The sequence below is a fragment of the Rubrobacter marinus genome, from assembly GCF_011492965.1.
Lineage (GTDB): Bacteria > Actinomycetota > Rubrobacteria > Rubrobacterales > Rubrobacteraceae > Rubrobacter_F > Rubrobacter_F marinus.
In genome coordinates this window covers 1,284,979-1,303,659 of the sequence record NZ_CP045121.1, presented here as the reverse complement: position 1 = coordinate 1,303,659, position 18,681 = coordinate 1,284,979, and the positions used below count along the sequence as shown (strand labels likewise).

At 69.7% G+C, this 18,681-nt stretch carries 12 protein-coding genes and 3 pseudogenes; 3 read left to right on the top strand and 12 right to left on the bottom strand.

Translation table 11 applies throughout. From position 1 onward, the window contains the following. Nucleotides 1-56: 56 nt before the first annotated feature. The 8 genes and pseudogenes from gap to uvrC all read right to left on the bottom strand — a co-directional run bounded on the left by gap (nucleotide 57) and on the right by uvrC (nucleotide 7,470). Nucleotides 57-1,061, bottom strand: coding sequence for a type I glyceraldehyde-3-phosphate dehydrogenase (gap, locus tag GBA65_RS06750; RefSeq protein WP_166395910.1), 1,005 nt, complete (start codon nucleotides 1,059-1,061; stop codon nucleotides 57-59). 60 nt (nucleotides 1,062-1,121) lie between these two features. After that, nucleotides 1,122-2,015: a DNA-binding protein WhiA gene (gene whiA, locus GBA65_RS06745; RefSeq protein WP_166395909.1), complete on the bottom strand. Its 894-nt coding sequence runs from the start codon at nucleotides 2,013-2,015 to the stop codon at nucleotides 1,122-1,124. Then, nucleotides 1,996-2,785: pseudogene (locus tag GBA65_RS25805) on the bottom strand (gluconeogenesis factor YvcK family protein). The gene whiA and the pseudogene GBA65_RS25805 overlap by 20 nt, the downstream one beginning before the upstream one ends. A 91-nt stretch (nucleotides 2,786-2,876) precedes the next feature. Next, nucleotides 2,877-2,990 (bottom strand): annotated as a pseudogene (locus tag GBA65_RS26215) (gluconeogenesis factor YvcK family protein); the annotation flags it as partial. Nucleotides 2,991-3,006: 16 nt separating this feature from the next. Then, the gene (locus tag GBA65_RS24090; RefSeq protein ID WP_228281720.1) at nucleotides 3,007-3,402 is read right to left on the bottom strand and encodes a hypothetical protein; all 396 of its coding nucleotides are present in this window, start codon (nucleotides 3,400-3,402) and stop codon (nucleotides 3,007-3,009) included. Between the two features lie 29 nt (nucleotides 3,403-3,431). Further along, nucleotides 3,432-4,406 (bottom strand): glutathione S-transferase family protein, encoded by a 975-nt coding sequence (locus GBA65_RS06720; protein WP_166395907.1) that lies wholly within the window; start codon nucleotides 4,404-4,406, stop codon nucleotides 3,432-3,434. A gap of 109 nt (nucleotides 4,407-4,515) precedes the next feature. Beyond that, nucleotides 4,516-5,433 carry an RNase adapter RapZ gene (gene rapZ / locus GBA65_RS06715; protein ID WP_207956204.1) on the bottom strand — a complete coding sequence of 306 codons (918 nt, stop codon included), beginning with the start codon at nucleotides 5,431-5,433 and terminating at the stop codon, nucleotides 4,516-4,518. A gap of 195 nt (nucleotides 5,434-5,628) precedes the next feature. Next, complete coding sequence (gene uvrC / locus GBA65_RS06710) at nucleotides 5,629-7,470, bottom strand: excinuclease ABC subunit UvrC (protein ID WP_166395906.1); 1,842 nt, start codon at nucleotides 7,468-7,470, stop codon at nucleotides 5,629-5,631. 55 nt (nucleotides 7,471-7,525) lie between these two features. Here uvrC and GBA65_RS06705 point away from each other — a divergent pair, with 55 nt between their 5' ends. Continuing rightward, on the top strand, nucleotides 7,526-8,473 hold the full coding sequence (locus GBA65_RS06705; protein ID WP_166395905.1) for an AEC family transporter: 948 nt from the start codon (nucleotides 7,526-7,528) through the stop codon (nucleotides 8,471-8,473). Here GBA65_RS06705 and GBA65_RS06700 read toward each other — a convergent pair whose 3' ends face one another. The 3 genes from GBA65_RS06700 to GBA65_RS06690 all read right to left on the bottom strand — a co-directional run bounded on the left by GBA65_RS06700 (nucleotide 8,474) and on the right by GBA65_RS06690 (nucleotide 10,722). After that, nucleotides 8,474-9,220, bottom strand: a complete 747-nt coding sequence (locus GBA65_RS06700) for a hypothetical protein (protein ID WP_166395904.1) — start codon at nucleotides 9,218-9,220, stop codon at nucleotides 8,474-8,476. Further along, nucleotides 9,210-10,211, bottom strand: coding sequence for an alkaline phosphatase family protein (locus GBA65_RS06695; RefSeq protein WP_166395903.1), 1,002 nt, complete (start codon nucleotides 10,209-10,211; stop codon nucleotides 9,210-9,212). The genes GBA65_RS06700 and GBA65_RS06695 overlap by 11 nt, the downstream gene beginning before the upstream one ends. Nucleotides 10,212-10,341: 130 nt before the next feature. Beyond that, nucleotides 10,342-10,722 (bottom strand): alkaline phosphatase family protein, encoded by a 381-nt coding sequence (locus GBA65_RS06690; RefSeq protein WP_166395902.1) that lies wholly within the window; start codon nucleotides 10,720-10,722, stop codon nucleotides 10,342-10,344. A gap of 275 nt (nucleotides 10,723-10,997) precedes the next feature. On the opposite strand from GBA65_RS06690, the gene GBA65_RS06685 reads away from it, so the two are divergent. Then, on the top strand, nucleotides 10,998-13,484 hold the full coding sequence (locus tag GBA65_RS06685; protein WP_166395901.1) for a sensor domain-containing protein: 2,487 nt from the start codon (nucleotides 10,998-11,000) through the stop codon (nucleotides 13,482-13,484). 122 nt (nucleotides 13,485-13,606) lie between these two features. Here the strand turns inward: GBA65_RS06685 and uvrA are convergent. Continuing rightward, nucleotides 13,607-16,455 (bottom strand): annotated as a pseudogene (gene uvrA, locus GBA65_RS06680) (excinuclease ABC subunit UvrA). A 174-nt stretch (nucleotides 16,456-16,629) separates the two neighbouring features. Between uvrA and GBA65_RS06675 the strand changes: the two are divergent. Then, nucleotides 16,630-18,360 carry a PucR family transcriptional regulator gene (locus tag GBA65_RS06675; protein WP_166395900.1) on the top strand — a complete coding sequence of 577 codons (1,731 nt, stop codon included), beginning with the start codon at nucleotides 16,630-16,632 and terminating at the stop codon, nucleotides 18,358-18,360. The last annotated feature ends 321 nt before the right edge of the window (nucleotides 18,361-18,681 follow it).

Here is an 18,681-nt window from a genome sequence, read left to right as displayed (position 1 = left end):
GCGAACCCCGCTGCGCGCCGGACTATCGCCGCCGGCGGCCGACCGGCAGACGGCTCCTAGAGCTTCTCGCCGATAAAGCGGACGAGGTCCACGGTGCGGTTGGAGTAGCCCCACTCGTTGTCGTACCAGCCGAGCACCTTGACGTTGCGGCCGGTGGACATGGTCAGCTTGGAGTCGAAGACGCAGGAAGACGGGTTGCCGACGATGTCGCTGGAGACCAGCGGGGCGTCGGAGTACTCCAGAACCTCCGCGAGCTCGCCCGAGGCCGCCTGCCGGAACGCGTTGTTGACCTCCTCGACCGAGACCTCGTTCTCCACGCGCGCGACGAAGTCCGTGATGGAGCCGTCCGGCACGGGGACGCGCAGCGCCATGCCGTCGATCTTGCCCTCCAGCTCGGGGTAGATCACGGCCGCCGTCCTCGCCGCCCCCGTGGAGGTCGGGATGATGTTCATCGGCGCGCTCCGGGCCCTCCGGGGGTCCTTGTGCGCCGCGTCCAGGAGGCTCTGGTCGTTCGTGAAGGCGTGGATCGTCGTCATGTAGCCCGACTCGATCCCGAAGTTGTCCTGCAAAACCTTCACGAGCGGGATGATGCAGTTCGTGGTGCACGAGGAGTTGGAGACGACGTCGTGGCTCTGCGGATCGTACGTCTCGTGGTTCACCTTGTAGACGAACGTGGCGTCCACGCCCTTCGCGGGCGCGCTGACGACGACCTTCTTCGCGCCGCCCTCGAGGTGCTTGGCCGCACCCTCGCGGCTCGTAAAGATGCCCGTCGACTCGACGACGACGTCCACGCCGACGTCGCCCCAGGGGATCTGGGCGGGGTCCCGCTCGGAGAACGTCTTGATCTCGCGGTCGCCGATGCGCATGATGTTGCCCTCGACGCTCACGTCCTCCGGCCAGATGCCGTGCACCGTGTCCCGCTTGAACAGGAGGGCCATCCCGTCCATCGGGGCCAGGTCGTTGACCGCCACGATCTCCACGTCCTGACCGCTCTGCATCGCCGCCTTCGCGGTTAGCATACCGATCCTGCCGAACCCGTTTATCCCTACGCGTACTGCCACAGGCGTCTCCTTCGTTAGCTCGTCGCCAGCTTACTACATTGTCCCCGTTCGGTAGGTGGGCTAACGCCCCCCGTTCCCCGCCTCCCGACCGGACGGGGCGGACGCCGCCCCGGCGAGCTCGACGAGCCTCCTGAGCCGGTGGTTCGCGGCGCTCTTGGAGAGCCCACCGAGGCGGGCCAGCTCCGCGAGCGAGGCGTCCGGGTGCTCCAGGCGAAGCTCCAGCATCTCGCGGAGGGCTGGCGGCAGACGCCCGGGGTCGAGGTTCTCGAGCGCCTCCCCCTGCAAGGCGGCGGCGACGGCGGTCCGGTTCGCGTTGGCCGCGTCGAAGTTTGTCACGCGGTTCGCGTTCGCCTTCGCCTCCCCGACGATGGCGCGCGCCTCGTACTCGAGGACGGCGTCGTGGAGGCCCATGCGGGCCAGGATCGTCGTGACCCCCTCGGCGCTCTTGGTGTAGGCGACGTGGCGCCCCCGGCGGCGGGCGAGCTTCATGGGGACGGTCGAGAGGCCGGCCACGCGCCGCACGAGCTCCTCGCTCTCGTGGACGAACTCGAGGTGGTGGCCGCGCCGGTAGCCCGGGCCGGTGAGGGAGCCCGCGCCCTGGAAAGCGCCGCGCAGGTAGGAGATGCCGGCCGTCCCCCCCCGCGCAGCCCGGGCGCGCTCGACGCGCAGCTCCTCGATGGCCTGGAGGGCGCGGTTCCCCTCGACCCTGACGGCGTAGCGCTGGCGGCCGAACGAGCCCGGGGACGAGGGCGTCAGCCTGGGCTCCAGCCCGAACTCCGAGCGCCACAGACGCATCATGGACCTCGCGACCGGCGCGCTGGTGGTGCGGACCGTGGCGCCCGTCTCGTCGACGGTACCGGCGGCGTCGAGCAGGCCGGCCAGCTCGGCCCTGCGCCCCGGTCCCGGCCCCGTTGCGGCGAGCTGGCGGCGGAGCTCAGAGGCGAACGAGGGCAACCTCGCGCACCTCTTCGGCGAGCCGGTCGGCGTCGTGGCGCAGGGAGAGCCGGGCGGCGGCCTCGCGCGAGATCAGGTCGGCCTCCCGCACCCGGACGCCCATCGCGCGGACCTTCTCCCCGTCGACGGCCACCGGCGACGCCCCCTCGGCCTCGTAGCGCCGCACGAGCTCGTCGCTCAGGGCCCCCGCATGCACGAGCACGTCCGTCACTACGGGGCCGGCGTGCGCGTGGATCGCGCGCAGGTGGTCCGAGACCGCGTAGCCGTCCGTCTCCCCGGCTGCGTCATCACGTTCGCGACGTACAAGATCGGGCCGCCGAACGACGCCAGCGCCTCCCGGACGCCGCCGCCGAGCAGGGAGGGGATCGTGCTCGTAAACAAGCTCCCCGAGCTCAGCACGACCACGTCCGCCCCTCGACGGCCTCAACTACACCGGCCGGGGCGGGGGCGCATTCCGGCTCGACCGTGACCCTCTGGATGAGCTTCCCGGCCTCGTGCACGGCCGACTCGCCCCGGGCGGACGTGCCGTCGGCGTAGTGGGCGACGAGCGTGAGGCTCTCGACGGCGGCCGGGAAGACGCGGCCCTTCACGCGTAGGAAGTGCCCGGCCTGCTCGACCCCCTCGCAGAACCCCCCCGCTATGTCCGAGAGCGCCGCGATGATGATGTTCCCGACCGAGTGGTCCGAGAGCTCGCCGCCGCCCACGAAGCGGTAGCCGAAGACCTCGGCGAGCCTCTTCCTTCCGGCCAGCGCGATCAGGCAGTTTCTCACATCCCCGGCGGGGCCACCCCGAGCTCCTGCCGCAGCCTCCCGCTGGACCCCCGTCGTCCGCGACGGTCACGACCGCCGTCAGGTCCCCGACCCGATCCCTCAGGCCGCCGAGCAGCACGGGCAGACCCGTCCCGCCCCCGAACGCCACCACCCGCAAGCTCTCCACGCCTATCCCCGCCACGGCGTCATTATAACCGTGCTTCATCGCCTGCCCCGAACACTCACGGGGACTCGCGGCGCACGCTGACGCCTGACGAGCGAAGGACGACGGCGACCCTGCTCTCCGGTTGTCCGGAGATGAACAGCGCGTCGTCGGAGGCCCAACGCACGCGCACAGCATCTCCATCCGACAATCCTTCGCCGCCGACAGGGTCGACTCCTGGTTCCTCGAAGCCGTCGGCGTCGCGCGCGACCGTCACCGTGTAGACGGTACCGGCATTGATGTCGCAATCGTCGCGGACCATAACCGCCTCGTAGTCTCCTCCGGGCGAGGTTAGATCTCCCGCCGCCCAGGGCTCGCACAGGTGTGAAAGGTAATGCATCAACAGAACGCCGAGTAAGCCGAAGACCGCACAGGTCAGGAACACGCCCCCGTTACGAGCGACGCTGTGATCCACGACGTACGGCTCACCGCAAGGAGGCCACCTCAGCCGTACCGGCGGTCGCGGTCGTGGGGCTCGGTGAAGTCGAGGATGGGGCCCTTCGGCACGATCCTCGTGGGGTTGATGCCCTCGTGGCTGCGGTAGTAATGCTTCTTTATGTGGTCCATGTTCACCGTCTCGGCCACGCCCGGGTACTGGTACAGCTCCTTCGTGTAGTTCCACAGGTTCGGGTAGTCCACGATGCGCCTCAGGTTGCACTTGAAATGACCGTGGTAGACCGCGTCGAAGCGGACCAGCGTCGGGAACATGCACCAGTCGGCCTCCGTGATCCGGTCGCCCGTCAGGTAGCGCTGCTCCCCGAGGACCGCCTCCCAGCGATCCAGCGCCCCGAAGAGCTCCGTCACCGCCTCCTCGTACGCGGGCTGCGAGGTGGCGAAGCCGGAGCGGTAGACGCCGTTGTTGACGGGGTCGTAGATCTCGTCGGTCACCCGGTCCACCTCTTCGCGGAGGTCTTCGGGGCAGAGGTCCACGTCCGCCCGCGCCCCCTCCACGCCGTCGAACTCGTGGTCGAGCATGCGGATGATCTCGCGCGACTCGTTGTTCACGATCGTGCCGGTCTCCTTGTCCCATAACACCGGCGTCGTAACGCGGCCGGTGTAGCCGGGATCGGCCTTCTGGTAGACCTCGCGCAGGAACCGAGAGCCGAACAGTTCGTCCGGTACCTCCCCCGGCTCGCCGTACCAGCCCCAGCCATCCTCGCCCATGTACGAGCCGACGACCGACATGGAGATGGCCCCCTCCAGCCCCTTCAGCGCGCGCAGGATGATCGTGCGGTGCGCCCAGGGACAGGCATTGGCGACGTAGAGGTGGTACCGCCCGGCCTCCGCCGCGAACCCGCTCGAACCGTCCGCCGTGACCCGGTCCCGAAACGAGGTGGTCGAACGGACGAACCGCCCCTCCGAGTCCCTCGGGATACTATCCTCGGTCTTCCATTCCCCCTCGACCAGCATGCCGGGCATACGAGAACCTCCGGTCTCCTCATCTCCAGCGGCCGTCCCAGCGAAGGGCGCCGCCGCTACCGGTCCATGATTCTACCGGGTGGCCCGACCCCTGGAGGGGCGGTCGCCCCTAGCGTCCCAGGTCCCGGTGGCGGACGAAGAGGTCGATCTCCGGGCCATCCACGCCCACCTCTCTGAGGTGGCGGGCCATCTCCTCGACGATGGCGACGGAGCGGTGGCGACCGCCGGTGCAGCCGATGCCAAGGGTGAAGTAGGTCTTGCCCTCGGCGGCGTAGCGCGGGATCAGGAACCCCAGCAGGCCGCGGAGGTGGGCGAGAAAGGTCTTGGTGTCCCCCTGGCCGAGCACGGCGTCGCGGACGGGCTCGTCGTGGCCGGTGAGGGGCCGGAGCTTGGGGTCGTAGTGCGGGTTCGGGAGGAAGCGGACGTCGAGGAGCATGTCCACGTCCATCGGCGCCCCGTGCTTGAAGCCGAAGGAGGTGATGCTCACCGAGAGCCTGCCCTCGTGCGACTCGACGAGCCGGGCGAAGCGCTTCTTCGCCTCGGAGGCGGTGAGGGACGAGGTGTCCACGACGACGTCGGCGATCTCCCTGAGGCCGGCGAGGTCGCGCCGCTCCGTCCCTATCGCCGCGAGCACGTCGCCGTTCTGGGCGGCGGGGTGCGGGCGCCTGCTCTCCTTGTAGCGGCTCACGAGCGTCCTGTCGTCGGCCTCGACGAAGACGATCTGGGGCTCCCACCCGCTCTCGCCCTTGACGAACTCCAGACCCGACTGAAGCTCCTCGCCGAAGTACCGGCGCCCGCGGATGTCGGCCACCACGACCACCCCGGCGGACCCGTTCCACTCCGGCGGTGCGAGCGCGAGGACGTTGGGGATCATCTTGGGCGGCAGGTTGTCGATGCAGTAATACCCGGCGTCCTCGAAGGCCCGCAAGAGCCCGGTCTTGCCCGCCCCCGAGAGGCCCGTCACCATGATCAGACGCCGCCCCTTCGGGCCTGGGGCCCCGTTCGCGGAAGTGTTCCCGTCGCTCACGATATTCTCGGGTTATCCTGCGGCTGCGTCATCGAGTGGCCCGAGCCTACCACCGGAGCCAAGGGACCGCAACGACTTCTCGTATATTTAAGAGGCGTTTAACCACACGGCAACACGACGGTTAGAGGGAACGTCCCGAGCTGGGGTAGCCCGGCGATCACCCACCCCGAGCAGAAGCTCCGAGAGGCCCGGCTCTCAGCGGTGCAGCCGGGCGTGGATCTCGCGGGCGACCCTGTACGGCAGCCCCGGCACGGCCTCCAGCTCCTCCACCGAGGCGTTGGTGAACGCCTCCGGGGTGCCGAAGTGCTCCAGGATCTTCTTTTTGCGCGCGGGCCCGACGCCGGGCAGCTCGTCGAGGACGGAGTGGGTCATCTCGCGGCCCCGGAGCTTGCGGTGGTAGGTGTTGGCGAAGCGGTGCGCCTCGTCCCGGACGCGCTGCAGGAGGTGCAGCTCGGGGGAGTCGCGGCGCAGGATCACGGGCTCCGGCCGTCCCGGCTCGAAGACCTCCTCGTCGCGCTTGGCCAGGGAGCGCAGGGTGATGTCCGGCAGCTCCGTGCCGACGCCCATCTCGTCGAAGATGGGGACGACCGCCGAGAGCTGGCCCTTGCCGCCGTCGAGCAGGACGAGGTCCGGGGCCGGGAACTTCTCGTCGCCCTCTGCCAGGCGCTCCAGGCGACGCCTAAGGACCTCGGCCATGCTGGAGAAGTCGTCCGCCCCCTCGACCGTCTTGATCTTGAACCGCCGGTACTGGTCCTTGGCCGGCCTCCCGCCCTGGAAGACCACCATCGAGGCGACGGAGTTCGTCCCCATCGTGTTCGAGATGTCGTAGCACTCGATGCGCATCGGCAGCCTCGGCAGCGCCAGCTCCTCGCGCAGGGCGTCCAGGGTGGAGGCGACCTGGTTGCGCTGCGACTCCTCGACCAGCTTCTCGTGCGCGAGCCCGAGCTTCGCGTTCCGCTCGGCCATCTCCAGGATGCGCCGCTTGTCCCCGCGCCGGGGACGGTGCACGTCGACCTTCGTCCCCCGCAGCTCCGAGAGGTGGCCCTCCAGCGGGGCTAAAGCCTCGTCGGTCTCGTCCGTCGCCACGAGCACCTCGCGCGGCACGGCGCTCCCCGAGTCGTAAAACTGGGGGACAAACTGGAGCGCCACGGCGTCGGCCGGCGCCTCCGCGTAGTTGTCCAGCAGAAACGAGTCGCGGTTGACGATCTGGCCCTCGCGCACCGCGAAGACCTGCACGCAGGCGGACTCCCCCTCGGCGTACGCCCCGAAGGCGTCGAAGGAGTCCTCGGAGGCGATCGTCGCCTGCTGGCGGTCGCGGACGTGGGTGAGGGCCGAGAGCTCGTCGCGGAGCTTCGCCGCCCTCTCGAAGTCCATCTCACGGGCGGCCTCCTTCATCGCCGCCTGGCGCTCGCGGATAAGGTGGTCGACCCTGCCCTCGAGAAAGGCGATCACGTCCGCGATTATGGCGTCGTAGTCGGGCTTGGAGATCGCGCCGATACACGGCGCCGCCGAGCGCCCGATGTGGTAGTTCAGGCACGGCACCCCGCTGCGCCGGCCCGGCTCGGGCCCCCGGCACTTTCTGAACTGAAAGGTCTTGTTCAGGACGTCGAGCGTCGAGTGGACGGAGCCCGCGCTCGGGAACGGCCCGAAGTAGCGGTGGCGCCCGTCCCGCGTCGCCCGCGTCGCGTAGACCCTCGGGTACTCGTCCCCGGTCGTCACCACGATGTACGGGTAGCTCTTGTCGTCCTTGAGGGAGGCGTTGAAGCGGGGGCGGTGGCGTTTTATGAGGTTCGCCTCCAGGACCAGCGCCTCGGTCTCCGTCCTCGTGACGATGAAATCTATGCGCCGCACGCGCTCGCGGAGCTCCCCGATCTTCGGCCGCCCGTCGCCGGACTTCGTGAAGTAGTTGGCGACGCGGGAGCGGATGTTCTTCGCCTTGCCGACGTAGATGACCCGGTCTTCGGCGTCCCTGAAGATGTAGACGCCGGGCGAGGTCGGGAGGTGCGAGCGATCGGGGTAACCGTTGTTCTGAGCCATCCGGAAGATTATACCGCCCGGGACGGCCCTCCCCCGGCGCTATCATGGCGCGTCTATGCTGCTCGACGTCTTCTCCAGGGTCATGGTCCCGATACTCGTGGTCGTAGGCGCGGGCTTCTGGCTCAGGCGCGTCACCGACCTGGACGTCAGGCCCCTGACCCGCGTGACCCTCTACCTGCTGAGCCCGGCCCTGATCTTCTCCTCCCTCGTCGAGGCCGAGATCGGCGGCGGCCAGACCCTGCGCATCGTCGCCTTTAGCGTGCTGCTCGTCGCCGCGATGGGCCTTCTCGCGCTGGCGGCCGGCCGCGCCCTGGGGTACTCGCGCGAGACGAACACCGCCCTGATGCTCTCCACGATGTTCACGAACACCGGCAACTACGGCCTCCCCCTCGCGCTCTTCGCCTTCGGCGGGGACGGCTTCGACCGGGCGGTGCTCTTCTTTGTGGCACAGGGCGTCCTCGTGCACACGCTGGGCATCTACCTCGCCGGGAGCGGAGGGGGCGAGGGCCGCGGCGGCTGGCGCGGTGGGGCCACGACCCTGCTGAGGATGCCCCAGCTCTACGCGGTCGCGGCGGCCCTGACCCTGCGCTGGGTCGGTCCGGAGGTCGTCACGCAGTCGCGCGGCGTCGTCGGCAGCCTCTTCGAAGGGATCTCTCTGATGGGGAGCGCCGCGATACCGCTCCTGCTCGTCGTCCTCGGCGCCGAGCTCGCCCGGGCGAGGGTAGAGGCGGCGGACGCCGTCGGCGTCTCGGTCGCCGCCGCCATAAGGCTCCTCGCGGCCGTCCCCGTCTCCTACGGGCTCGCCCGTGCCCTGGGCCTCGACCCGCTCGCCACGGACCTCGCCGTCGTCCTCGGCAGCATGCCGACGGCCGTGAACGTCACCGTCCTCGCCTTGGAGTTCGACGTCCGCCCGAAGCTGGTCGGCAGCATCGTCGTCGTCACCACGGTCCTCAGCTTCGCCACCCTCACCGTCCTGCTCGGCGCCCTCGGCGCCGGCGGTTAGCTAGCGGCGCCCCCTCGGCCGGCTGGGCCGGATGGTGGAGCCCGGCGGGATCATCTCGTTCCCCCCGGCCCGGGCGTAGCCGAACCCCGAGACCCAGCCGCCGGCGGCCCCGGCGAGGGTGGAGACGAGGGCGCCCGCGAGCCCCAGGGGGTCCGGGTCCACGACGAGCACGAGCAGGCCCGCGACGAGGGCGAGCCCTCCGGAGAGGAGGGCGGCCGCGCGCCGGCGGCCGTAGTCCGCGTTCGTGGCGTAGAGGGCGTACAGGAGGAGCGCCGTCGCCGCGAGCAGGAGCACCGGGAAGACGTAGAGGACGGGGCTCCCGTCGAGGCCGGCGAAGAGCACGGGCCGGAAAAGCTGGTCGCGGCCCTCGAGGGCGTAGGCTATCGCCGCCCACGAGAGGACGAAGAAGCACGACCACCCGATCAGGGCCCCGATGCCGGCGCCGACGCGCATCCCGAAGGCGCGCTCCACCCGGTAGGTGCGGGACCCGAGAAAGAACGCCAGCGCCATGGCCGGCAGGATCAGGACGAGCCCGTAGAAGGAGAGCCGGCTGAGTATCTGCCCGAAGCCCGCCCCGTCGCCGGTGTAGCGGACGGGGAGCGCGAGCAGCGTCGCGACGGCCAGAAAGGCGAGGATGCCCATGTACACCCAGGTGACGCACCCGAAGGCCCGGCGGTAGCGCGGGTGGAGCCCCTCCTCCCGCTCCGGCGCGGGCTCGCGGCGCCCGGGGGCGCCGCTACGAGACACGGCGCTCCGCGACCCCGGAGAGCGTCGGCGGTCCCCCCTCGAAGTGCTCCAGCAGGGCCGGGGCGACGTCCGTGATCCTGCGGGGCACCTCCATCCCCTCGGGCAACCCGGCGGCGATCACGAAGACGTTCGAATCCGAGGCGTGCAGCGAGCCGTGGTCGCTCTCGACGTGGAACTTGCCGGAGACCTCGCCGAACGTGTAGCCCGGGGAGGCCGAGAGCACCACGTCGCCGCACCTCTCGGACCTCACGCACCCCCACAAACGCTCCAGCGCATCGGGGTACTCCCCGTACAGTATCTCGCCCTCGAGAACCTCGATCTCCAGGGCCGTGGGGTCCCCCGAGATCTCCCAGCGGCGCCCCGCGGCGTCGCGCGGCGCGTCGCCGCCCTCGTCGGGACGGAACCAGAGCTCCTTCCCGGCCCTGCGCGCCACGGCCCACTCGCCGTCACTCCACGCGGCGACGTCGATGCCGCGGCGAGAAAGCACCTTCTCGACCAGGGCCTCGCGGTCCTCGTCCGGCGCCCCCTCGGGGAGGTACAGCAGGGCCGAGCGGCCGTTCGGCACGGCCACGACCTCGACCCCGGGGCCGAAGCCCGCCCGCGCCCCCACCGACGTCCCCTCACCGAGGATGCGCCCGAGGTGTATGTAGCGACGCTTGTTCGTCAGGAGCGGGGTGTGTCCGTGGTCGGCCAGCGCGATAACCGCGTACTCCTCGAGGAGCTTCTCCTCGCCGCCGGCGGCCTCGAACATCCCCGCGACGTAGGCGTCCAGGGTCGCCACGTACTCCCTCTGAGCGTCCAGGCCCTTGTGGTGGGCGATCGAATCGCCCTTGAAGAAGTAGACGAGGTTGAACGGCGCGACCTTTTCTTCGAGGAACATTGCCCCGACGAGGGCGGCGTACTCGTCGTTGATCCCGGCGGAGCGCGAGATCCCGCCGACCCCGCCCCTGCCCTGCAGCCCGGTGTCGCGGCTGTAGAACAAATCGCCCATAAAGTACTCCTTCGGCCCGTCGACGGAGGGCCGAGCAGCGCGCTGTTCGCCGCCACGTGGTTGACGCTCCTCAGGCGCACCGGGTGCTCGTGCGGCCCGCGCCGCACCGGGAAGTTCACGCACGCGCCGTCTATCCCGCGCTCGTGCAGCCCTCGAAGATCGTCGGGGCGAGCAGGTCGTCCCGGTTCATCCGCCACACGTTGTTGTGGAAGACCTTTAATGGTCCGGTCGACATCACGGTCTCCCTGGTCGCGCCGTAGACGACGAGGCGCCCCTCGCCCCGGTCGTACCAGGCGTGGCCCAGGATGCCGCTCCCGGACGGCGGCCGGCCCGTCGCGATCGCCGCCGTCGCCGCCGGCGTGATGCTCGGGAAGACCGAGACCGCGTCCCAGACCGCCTCCCCCGCCCCGGCGAGACTGGCCAAGAACGGCGCCTCGCCGTCCTCCATCGCGGCACGCAGCACGTCCGGCCGTATGCCGTCGAGCACCATCATCAGAACAGGTTTGGGCAAGGCCCGATCATCCTCCGAAATACCGCTGTTTTCTTTAGGGCGAAGTGATTCTAACCGATAAGACCCGCCGGTCCGGGGCCCGTCGCGCGCCCGGTCACAACGCAAACGTCCACGCACCCCCATCCCCGGAGCGTTGAACTCATCACGTCCGGGTAGGTACATCGCCTGCTAAAGTTTTCATACTGTCGTGCCGATAATTTGTCGGCCGCGGGGCGTGTACGGGCCCCGCAGCGGCGCGGTTAACCTATCGACTTCAAGCTGGAGAGCGGACGAGAATGAGCCAGGACGACGGGATGCGGGAGCGGGACGCGGAGCTGCGCTTTCTGCGCTCCATAGTCGAGAACGCGAACGACGCGATCCTGGTAACGGAGGGCACCCCGATCGAGAAGCCCGGGCCGCGGATCGTCTACGTCAACGAGACCTTTACGAGGATGACCGGCTACACGCTGGACGACGTGAGGGGCAAGACCCCGCGCATCCTGCAGGGGCCGGAGACCGACCCCGAGCCGCGGCGCAAGATCCGCGAGGCGCTGGAGCGGTGGCAGTCGGTGCGCGTGGAGCTTTTGAACTACCGCAAGGACGGCACCGACTTCTGGGTGGAGCTCAACATAGTGCCGGTCCTGGACGACGACGGGCTGTACACGCACTGGGTCTCCGTGCAGCGGGACGTGACCGAGCGCAAGCGCGAGGAGGAGGAGAGGCGCAAGAGCGAGGCGGCGTTCCGCGCCGCGCTCGCCGAGCAGGCCTCCGACGTCGTGCTCATCGTCGGGCCCGACGGCAGCGTGCGCTACGGCAGCCCGTCGCTCGTGAACGCCCTGGGCTACCGTCCCGAGGAGATCGTCGACACCGACGTCTCCCTCTACGTCCACCCCGACGACGCCGAAGAGGCGCTGGGCGCCTTCGGGGAGGTGCTCGCCGGCCCGGGCGTGGGCAGCAAGCCCGTCGCGCTGCGGGTCAAGCACAAGGACGGCACCTGGCGATACTTCGAGGCCGTGGGCACCAACATGATCGACGACCCCGGCGTGCGCGGCGTCGTGGTCAACGCCTGGGACGTCACGGGGCGCAAGCTGGTCGAGGACGAGCTCAAGCTCAGGGACCGGGCCATCGCCGCGAGCTCCAACGGCATCATCATCACCGACCCCAACCGGCCCGACAACCCGATCATCTACGTCAACCAGAAGTTCGAGGAGATCACGGGCTACGGGGCGGCGGAGGCCGTGGGGAAGAACTGCCGCTTCCTGGCGAACGGCGACAGGGGGCAGCCGGGCTTCGACGAGTTGAGGATCGCGATCCGCGAGGGCCGGGAGTGGTCGGGCCCCCTGCGCAACTACAAAAAGGACGGCACGCCGTTCTGGAACGAGCTGTACATAGCCCCGGTGCGCGACGAGGACGGCCGCGTCGTCAACTTTATCGGCGTGCAGAAGGACGTGACGGAGCGCAAGGAGCTCGAGGAGAAGCTGGCGCACCAGGCCTTCCACGACCCGCTGACCGACCTGCCCAACCGCAGCTTGTTCCTCGACCGCGTGGACCACGCGCTCAAGCGCGCGAAGCGGCGCGGCGACGGGGTGGCGGTCCTGTTCATGGACCTGGACAACTTCAAGGTCATAAACGACTCCTTGGGCCACGAGGTCGGCGACGAGCTCCTGGTCTCCGTCGCCGGCCGCCTCCAGTCGTGCCTGAGACCCGCGGACACCGCCGCCCGCCTCGGCGGCGACGAGTTCGTGGTGCTGCTGGAGGACGTGGAGGGACCGGAGGAGGCGACGCGCGTAGCAACCAGGATCGAGGAGGCGCTCCGGGCGCCGTTCTGGGTCGGCGGGCACAACCTCTTCGTCACCACCAGCGTCGGGGTCGCCCTCGGCGGGACCGACGGGGAGCGAGCCGGCGACCTCCTGCGCAACGCGGACCTCGCGATGTACCGGGCGAAGGACGGCGGCAAGAACAACCACGCCGTCTTCGAGCCGGGCATGAACGAGAGGGCCCTGGAGCGCCTCGGGATGGAGGCCGACCTGCGCCGCGCCCTCGACAGGGAGGAGTTCAGGGTCCACTACCAGCCCAAGGTCTCCGTGAGGACGGGACGGATCGTCGCGCACGAGGCCCTGGTCCGGTGGGAGCACCCCGAGCGGGGCCTGGTCCCGCCGGCCGAGTTTATCCCCCTCGCCGAGGAGACGGGGCTCATCGTGCCCCTCGGGCGCTGGGTCCTCGGGGAGGCCTGCCGGCAGGCGAAGGAGTGGCAGAGCTGGTACCCCACCGACCCGCCGCTCGCGATGAGCGTCAACCTCTCGGCGGCCCAGTTCAAGCGCCCGGACCTCGGGGCGAGCGTCGCGAAGGTGCTGGACGACACCGGGCTCGACCCGCGCGACCTGATCCTGGAGATCACCGAGAGCATGGTCGTGGAGGACGTGACCGCCGCCCTCGTCACGCTCCGGGAGCTGAAGGCCCTCGGCGTCAAGATCGCCGTGGACGACTTTGGCACGGGCTACTCGTCGCTCTCCTACCTCAAGCGCTTCCCCGTGGACTACCTCAAGATCGACCGCTCCTTCGTCGAGGGACTCGGGCGCGACCCGAAGGACGAGGGCATCGTCTCGGCCTCCATCGAGCTGGCGCACGCCCTGGGCCTCGAGGCGATAGCCGAGGGCGTGGAGACCGCCTCGCAGCTCGAAAGGCTGCGCGTCCTCGGCTGCGGGCTCGCCCAGGGGTTCTTCTTCCAGAAGCCCTTCCCCCGCGACACCGCCTCGGAATCCCTCGCCGCCCTCTTTGCCTGAGGGCTCCCGGGCCTCCCGAGGACCGCGACGCCCGCCTCCCCGGCGCTTCCGAAGGAGCGCGGCCCTACGCCCGGTAGACCACTGTGCGGCGAGCGGGAGAACGGCGGCGCTCTGGCGCCGGGCTAGCTTGCGGCCCTCGCCACCTCCGGGAGGAGGTCGCGGAGAAACCGGCCGGTGTGGGAGGCCTCGACGCGCGCGATCTCCTCGGGGGGACCGGTCGCTACGATCTCGCCGCCCCCGTCGCCGCCCTCCGGTCCGAGGTCGATCACGTGGTCGGAGGAGCGGATCACGTCGAGGTTGTGCTCGATGACGATCACGGTGTTCCCCGCGTCCACGAGCCTGTGCAGGATCTGCAAGAGCTTCTCGACGTCGGCGAAGTGGAGGCCCGTCGTCGGCTCGTCGAGGATGTATACGGTCTTGCCGGTCGCCCTCTTGCCGAGCTCGCTGGCGAGCTTGACCCGCTGGGCCTCGCCGCCCGAGAGCGTCGTCGCCGGCTGGCCGAGGCGCACGTAGCCCAGGCCCACGTCGCGCAGGGTCTCCATGCGGCGCGCGATCGCCGGCACGGGCGAGAAGAACCCGCAGGCCTCGTCCACCGTCATCTCCAGGACGTCGGAGATCGACTTGCCCTTGTACGTCACGCGCAGGGTCTCGGCGTTGTAGCGGCGGCCCTTGCAGACCTCGCACGGCACGTACACGTCCGGCAGGAAGTGCATCTCGATGCGGATCTGGCCGTCCCCCCGGCACGCCTCGCAGCGCCCGCCCTTCACATTGAAGCTGAACCGTCCAGGCTTGTAGCCCCGGATCTTGGCCTCCGGCGTCGCCGCGAAGAGCCCGCGGATGTGGTCGAAGACCTTCGTGTAGGTCGCGGGGTTGGATCGGGGGGTGCGCCCGATCGGGCTCTGGTCTATGTCGATGACCTTGTCGACGCCGTCCGTGCCCTTGAGCCCCGCGTGGCGCCCCGGCCGGTGCTTGCCCCGCCCCACCGCGTTGGCGAGCGCCTTGTACAGGATCTCGTTGACCAGCGTGCTCTTGCCGGAGCCCGAAACCCCCGTGACGCTCGTGAGGATGCCCAGGGGAACCTCGCGTCCACGTCCTTGAGGTTGTTCTCCATCGCCCCGAGAACCTCGATCTCGCCCGTCGGCTCGCGCCGGACCTCCGGCGGCTCGATCCGCCGCGCCCCCGAGAGGAACTGGCCCGTTACGGAGCGCGCCTCGGCCTCTATATCCTCGACCGTGCCCTGGGCGATGATCTCGCCGCCGTGTACCCCGGCCCCGGGCCCGACGTCTATAAGGTGATCGGCCGCCCGGATCGTCTCCTCGTCGTGCTCGACGACGATGAGCGTGTTACCGAGGTCGCGCAGCTTCTCTAGCGTCGCGAGCAGCCGCCGGTTGTCGCGCTGGTGCAGCCCGATGGAAGGCTCGTCGAGGACGTACAGCACGCCGACGAGCCCGCTCCCGACCTGGCTCGCCAGGCGTATCCTTTGCGCCTCGCCGCCCGAGAGGGTCCCCGCCGAGCGGCTGAGGGTCAGGTAGCCCAGGCCCACGTCCACCAGGAAGCCGAGGCGCTCCCGGATCTCCTTGACCACCCGCTCGGCGATGATCCACTCGCGGGCGGTGAACTCGACCTGCCCGAAGAACCCCTGCGCGTCCGTGACGCTCATCGTCGTGAAGTCGTGGATGTTCTTCTCGCCGACGGTGACGGCGAGCGCCTCGGGCCTGAGCCTCGCGCCGTGGCACTTCGGGCACGGGACGTGGCTCATGAACTCCTCGATCTTCTCGCGCTGGTACTCGGAATCCGTCTCCGCGTAGCGCTTCTCGAGGTTGCCCACGACCCCGTCGAACTGGGTCATGTACTGGCGCTTTCGCCCGTAGCGGTTGCGGTAGGAGACGTAGATCCTCTCCCCCTCCGTCCCGAACAGGATGATCTTGCGGTGCTCCTCGGGGAGCTCGCACCAGCGCGCGTCGAGGTCGATGCCGTACTTCTCGGCGAGCCCCTGCAACACGCTCGCGTGGTACTCCGTCTGGGAGTTCGCCCACGGCACGATCGCGCCCTCGTTCACGCTCAAGTCCTCGTTCGGAACCGCAAGATCGGGGTCAATCTCCAGCCTGCTCCCGAGCCCGTCACACCGGGGGCAGGCCCCGTGCGGGTTGTTGAACGAGAACGTCCTCGGCTGAATCTCGGCGATGGAGGCGCCGCAGTTCGTGCACGTGAAGTTCTCCGAGAACAGCATCGACTCGCCCGCCCCGTCCTTCTCCACCGTCTCGACGAGGACGAGCCCCTCGGCTAGTTGCAACGCCGTCTCGATGGAGTCGTTGAGCCTCCGCTCGATCCCCTCGCGCACCACGAGCCGGTCGACGACGACCTCGATGTCGTGCTTCTTGTTCTTGTCCAGGTTCAGGTCCACCGGCAGCTCGTGGAGCTCGCCGTCGACCCGCACCCTCGCGTAGCCCGCCTCGGCGAACTCCTTGAACATCTTCCCGTGCTCGCCCTTGCGCCCGCGCACGACCGGTGCGAGGACCATGAAGCGCGTCTTCTCCGGGAGCGCCAGCACCTTCTCGACCATCTGCTGCGGCGTCGAGGAGGCCACCGGAAAACCGCAGACGTGGCAGTGGGGGCGGCCGGCCCGGGCGTAGAGGAGGCGGAGGTAGTCGTAGATCTCCGTGACCGTGGCGACCGTCGAGCGCGGGTTGTTGCTCGTCGTCTTCTGGTCTATGGAGACCGCCGGCGAGAGCCCGTCGATGTGGTCGACGTCGGGCTTGTCCATCTGCCCGAGAAACTGCCTCGCGTAGGCCGAGAGGCTCTCGACGTAGCGCCGCTGTCCCTCGGCGTAGATCGTGTCGAAGGCGAGAGACGACTTCCCGCTCCCGGAGAGCCCCGTCACGACGACCATCACGTCGCGCGGCATGCTCACCGTTACGTCCTTCAAGTTGTGCTCGCGCGCCCCGCGGACGACGATCTGGTTCTCTGAAATTTCCGGCTACCCCTTCTTAGACGGACCGAGCCTGCTCCGCAAAAGTATACGGCCCCCTCGGGGGAGGCCAAGTACGAAAAACCTATGCCCTGATTTTACCATCCGCCCATCGCTCGTTTATAGTGGATGCGCCCCCACCCCGGGGCTTCCGTTGCCGGACCCGTCTGGAGAGAGATGACCCTCGAAGAGTTTTTCGACAACCTCGTAGGCGAGTTGAAGGGGCGACGCATCGTCCCGGGCGAACCCTCCCGCGCGGTCCGCGGGATCGCCCCGGAGGACGACGCCGCGGGGTGGCTCGGCCCCGACGAGGTCGTCGTCACCGCCCGCGAGACCCTCGACGACGGCTTCCTCGACGACGTCGTCGGGGCGGGCGCCCCCGCGGTGGTCTGGCGCACGAAGGCGGAGCCCGCGGCCGAGACGGTCCTCATGCTCGAGGAGAGGGGGATGGGGCTCGCGATCCTCCCGCCCGGCGTGCCGCTGCGAAGGGTGACCTCCCTGTCCAGGGAACGGGCGAAGTCCGCCGCGAACGGCGCCGGGGACGGGCTCCTGCGCTACTCCCACGGCGCGGCGCGCGCCCTGCTGGAGCCGTCGGGCGCCACGTCTTCGGTGGAGGCGCTCACGGAGAGGCTCGCGGGGCTCCTCGGGCGCCCCGTGGTCGTCGAGGACCCGGTGGGACGCCTGCTGGCGGAGGCCGCCCCTTCGGGCGTTCCCCCCGGCGCGGCCCCCTCCCTCCACGACTTTCTGGAGGAGAACGGGCTCAGGGCCTCCCGGGGCTCGGGGCTCGACGACTCCCGCCGCGAGCGCCGCGACCGCTACGCCCGCCTCCCGGGCGGCTTCCTCTCCGTCACCGTCGAGCGCTGGCGGGTAGGCGACAGGGAGCTCTTCTGGACGCCGGTGGGGACCGGAACGCCGGCGGGCTACCTGTGGATGGACCTCGACGGCGGCCCCCTGGAGCCCCAGGACATCGTGGTGCTGTACTGGTCGGTGCGGGCGCTGGAGGCGGAGCTCGGCAAGGAGCGCGTCCGCCTGGAGACCGAGCTCGGCGTCCGGGGTGACTTCGTGGACGACGTCATCTCCGGCCACCACGGGAACATGGACCTCCTCCTGCAGAGGGCCCGCTACCTCGGCGCCGACCTGGCGGACGGCGCGATGGCGGTCGTGGTCGACATCGACGACTTCGCGGGGTACCTGGGGCGGCGGCGGCTGAAGGAGCCGGCGATCCAGGAGCTCAAGCGGCGCCTGGCCGACGCGGTGCGCCTCCAGGCCCGCGACCTCTTCTCGAACTTCCTGCTCGGCCCCCGCTCGGACAACGTCATCCTCTTCGTCGGGCCCTCGGAGGGGGTCGCGCCGGACGAGCTGCCGGGGATGGCCCTCGACCTCGCGGCGCGCGTGCAGCGCTACGTCAAGGGGCTCCTGCCGGACCTGACGGTCTCCGTCGGGGTCGGGCGCTTCAAGGGGAACCCCTCCGCCCTCTCGGACGCCTACTCCGAGGCCGAGGTGGCCCTGGAGATCGGGCACAGGATCCAGGGTCCCTCCTCCGTCTCGACCTTCGAGCAGACCGGCACCTACAAGCTCCTCTTCCGCGTCCTGCAGGAAGAGCCCGAGGAGCTGGAGACGTTCTACGCCGAGACCCTCGAGCCCGTCGTCCGCTACGACTCCCGCTACGGCACCGAGCTCGTCCACACCCTCACAACCTACCTCGGCAACGACGCCTCCACCGCCAGGACCGCCTCCGAGCTCTTCGCCCACCGCCACACCATCCGCTACCGCCTCGACCGCGTCCGCGAGCTCACCCGCCTCGACGTGGACAAGAGCGAGGACCGCGAGCGCCTCACCCTCGGCATAAAAGCCATGCAGCTCCTCGGCCGCTCCCCGTCGAAACCCTCCAGCTTCAGCGACCGCTAGAACCCGCCCGCCCGGGCCGCGACCGGACGGCCCGCTCGCCGGTCCACCAGCGGGCCGCCCGCCTCGACGACGCCCGTTGCGGCGGATCTTGCGCCACCGGGACAAGCTGGCGGCGAGAGTCGGACCGTCGCGGGGCATTCGGCGCGGGAGGGGCCCGGCGAGCCGCGCGGCTGTACAAGCAGGCCGGAGTTTTCCGGGTCCATCTTTGTACAACGGGCCAAAGACCACCCCTGGGGCCGTGCCTAGACTACGTGCCAAGTACACACTCTGTAAGAAGGAGGGAACCCGTGCGAAGGTTCGTTTTATTGACGATGGCGGTCT

What these genes read in the sequence shown, in the direction of transcription:
- GBA65_RS06720 (WP_166395907.1), bottom strand. Translation starts at nt 4,406, where the DNA reads ATGCCCGGCATGCTGGTCGAGGGGGAATGGAAGACCGAGGATAGTATC.
- GBA65_RS06685 (WP_166395901.1), top strand. Translation starts at nt 10,998, where the DNA reads ATGAGCCAGGACGACGGGATGCGGGAGCGGGACGCGGAGCTGCGCTTT.
- GBA65_RS06695 (WP_166395903.1), bottom strand. Translation starts at nt 10,211, where the DNA reads ATGGGCGATTTGTTCTACAGCCGCGACACCGGGCTGCAGGGCAGGGGC.
- GBA65_RS06675 (WP_166395900.1), top strand. Translation starts at nt 16,630, where the DNA reads ATGACCCTCGAAGAGTTTTTCGACAACCTCGTAGGCGAGTTGAAGGGG.
- GBA65_RS06705 (WP_166395905.1), top strand. Translation starts at nt 7,526, where the DNA reads ATGCTGCTCGACGTCTTCTCCAGGGTCATGGTCCCGATACTCGTGGTC.
- uvrC (WP_166395906.1), bottom strand. Translation starts at nt 7,470, where the DNA reads ATGGCTCAGAACAACGGTTACCCCGATCGCTCGCACCTCCCGACCTCG.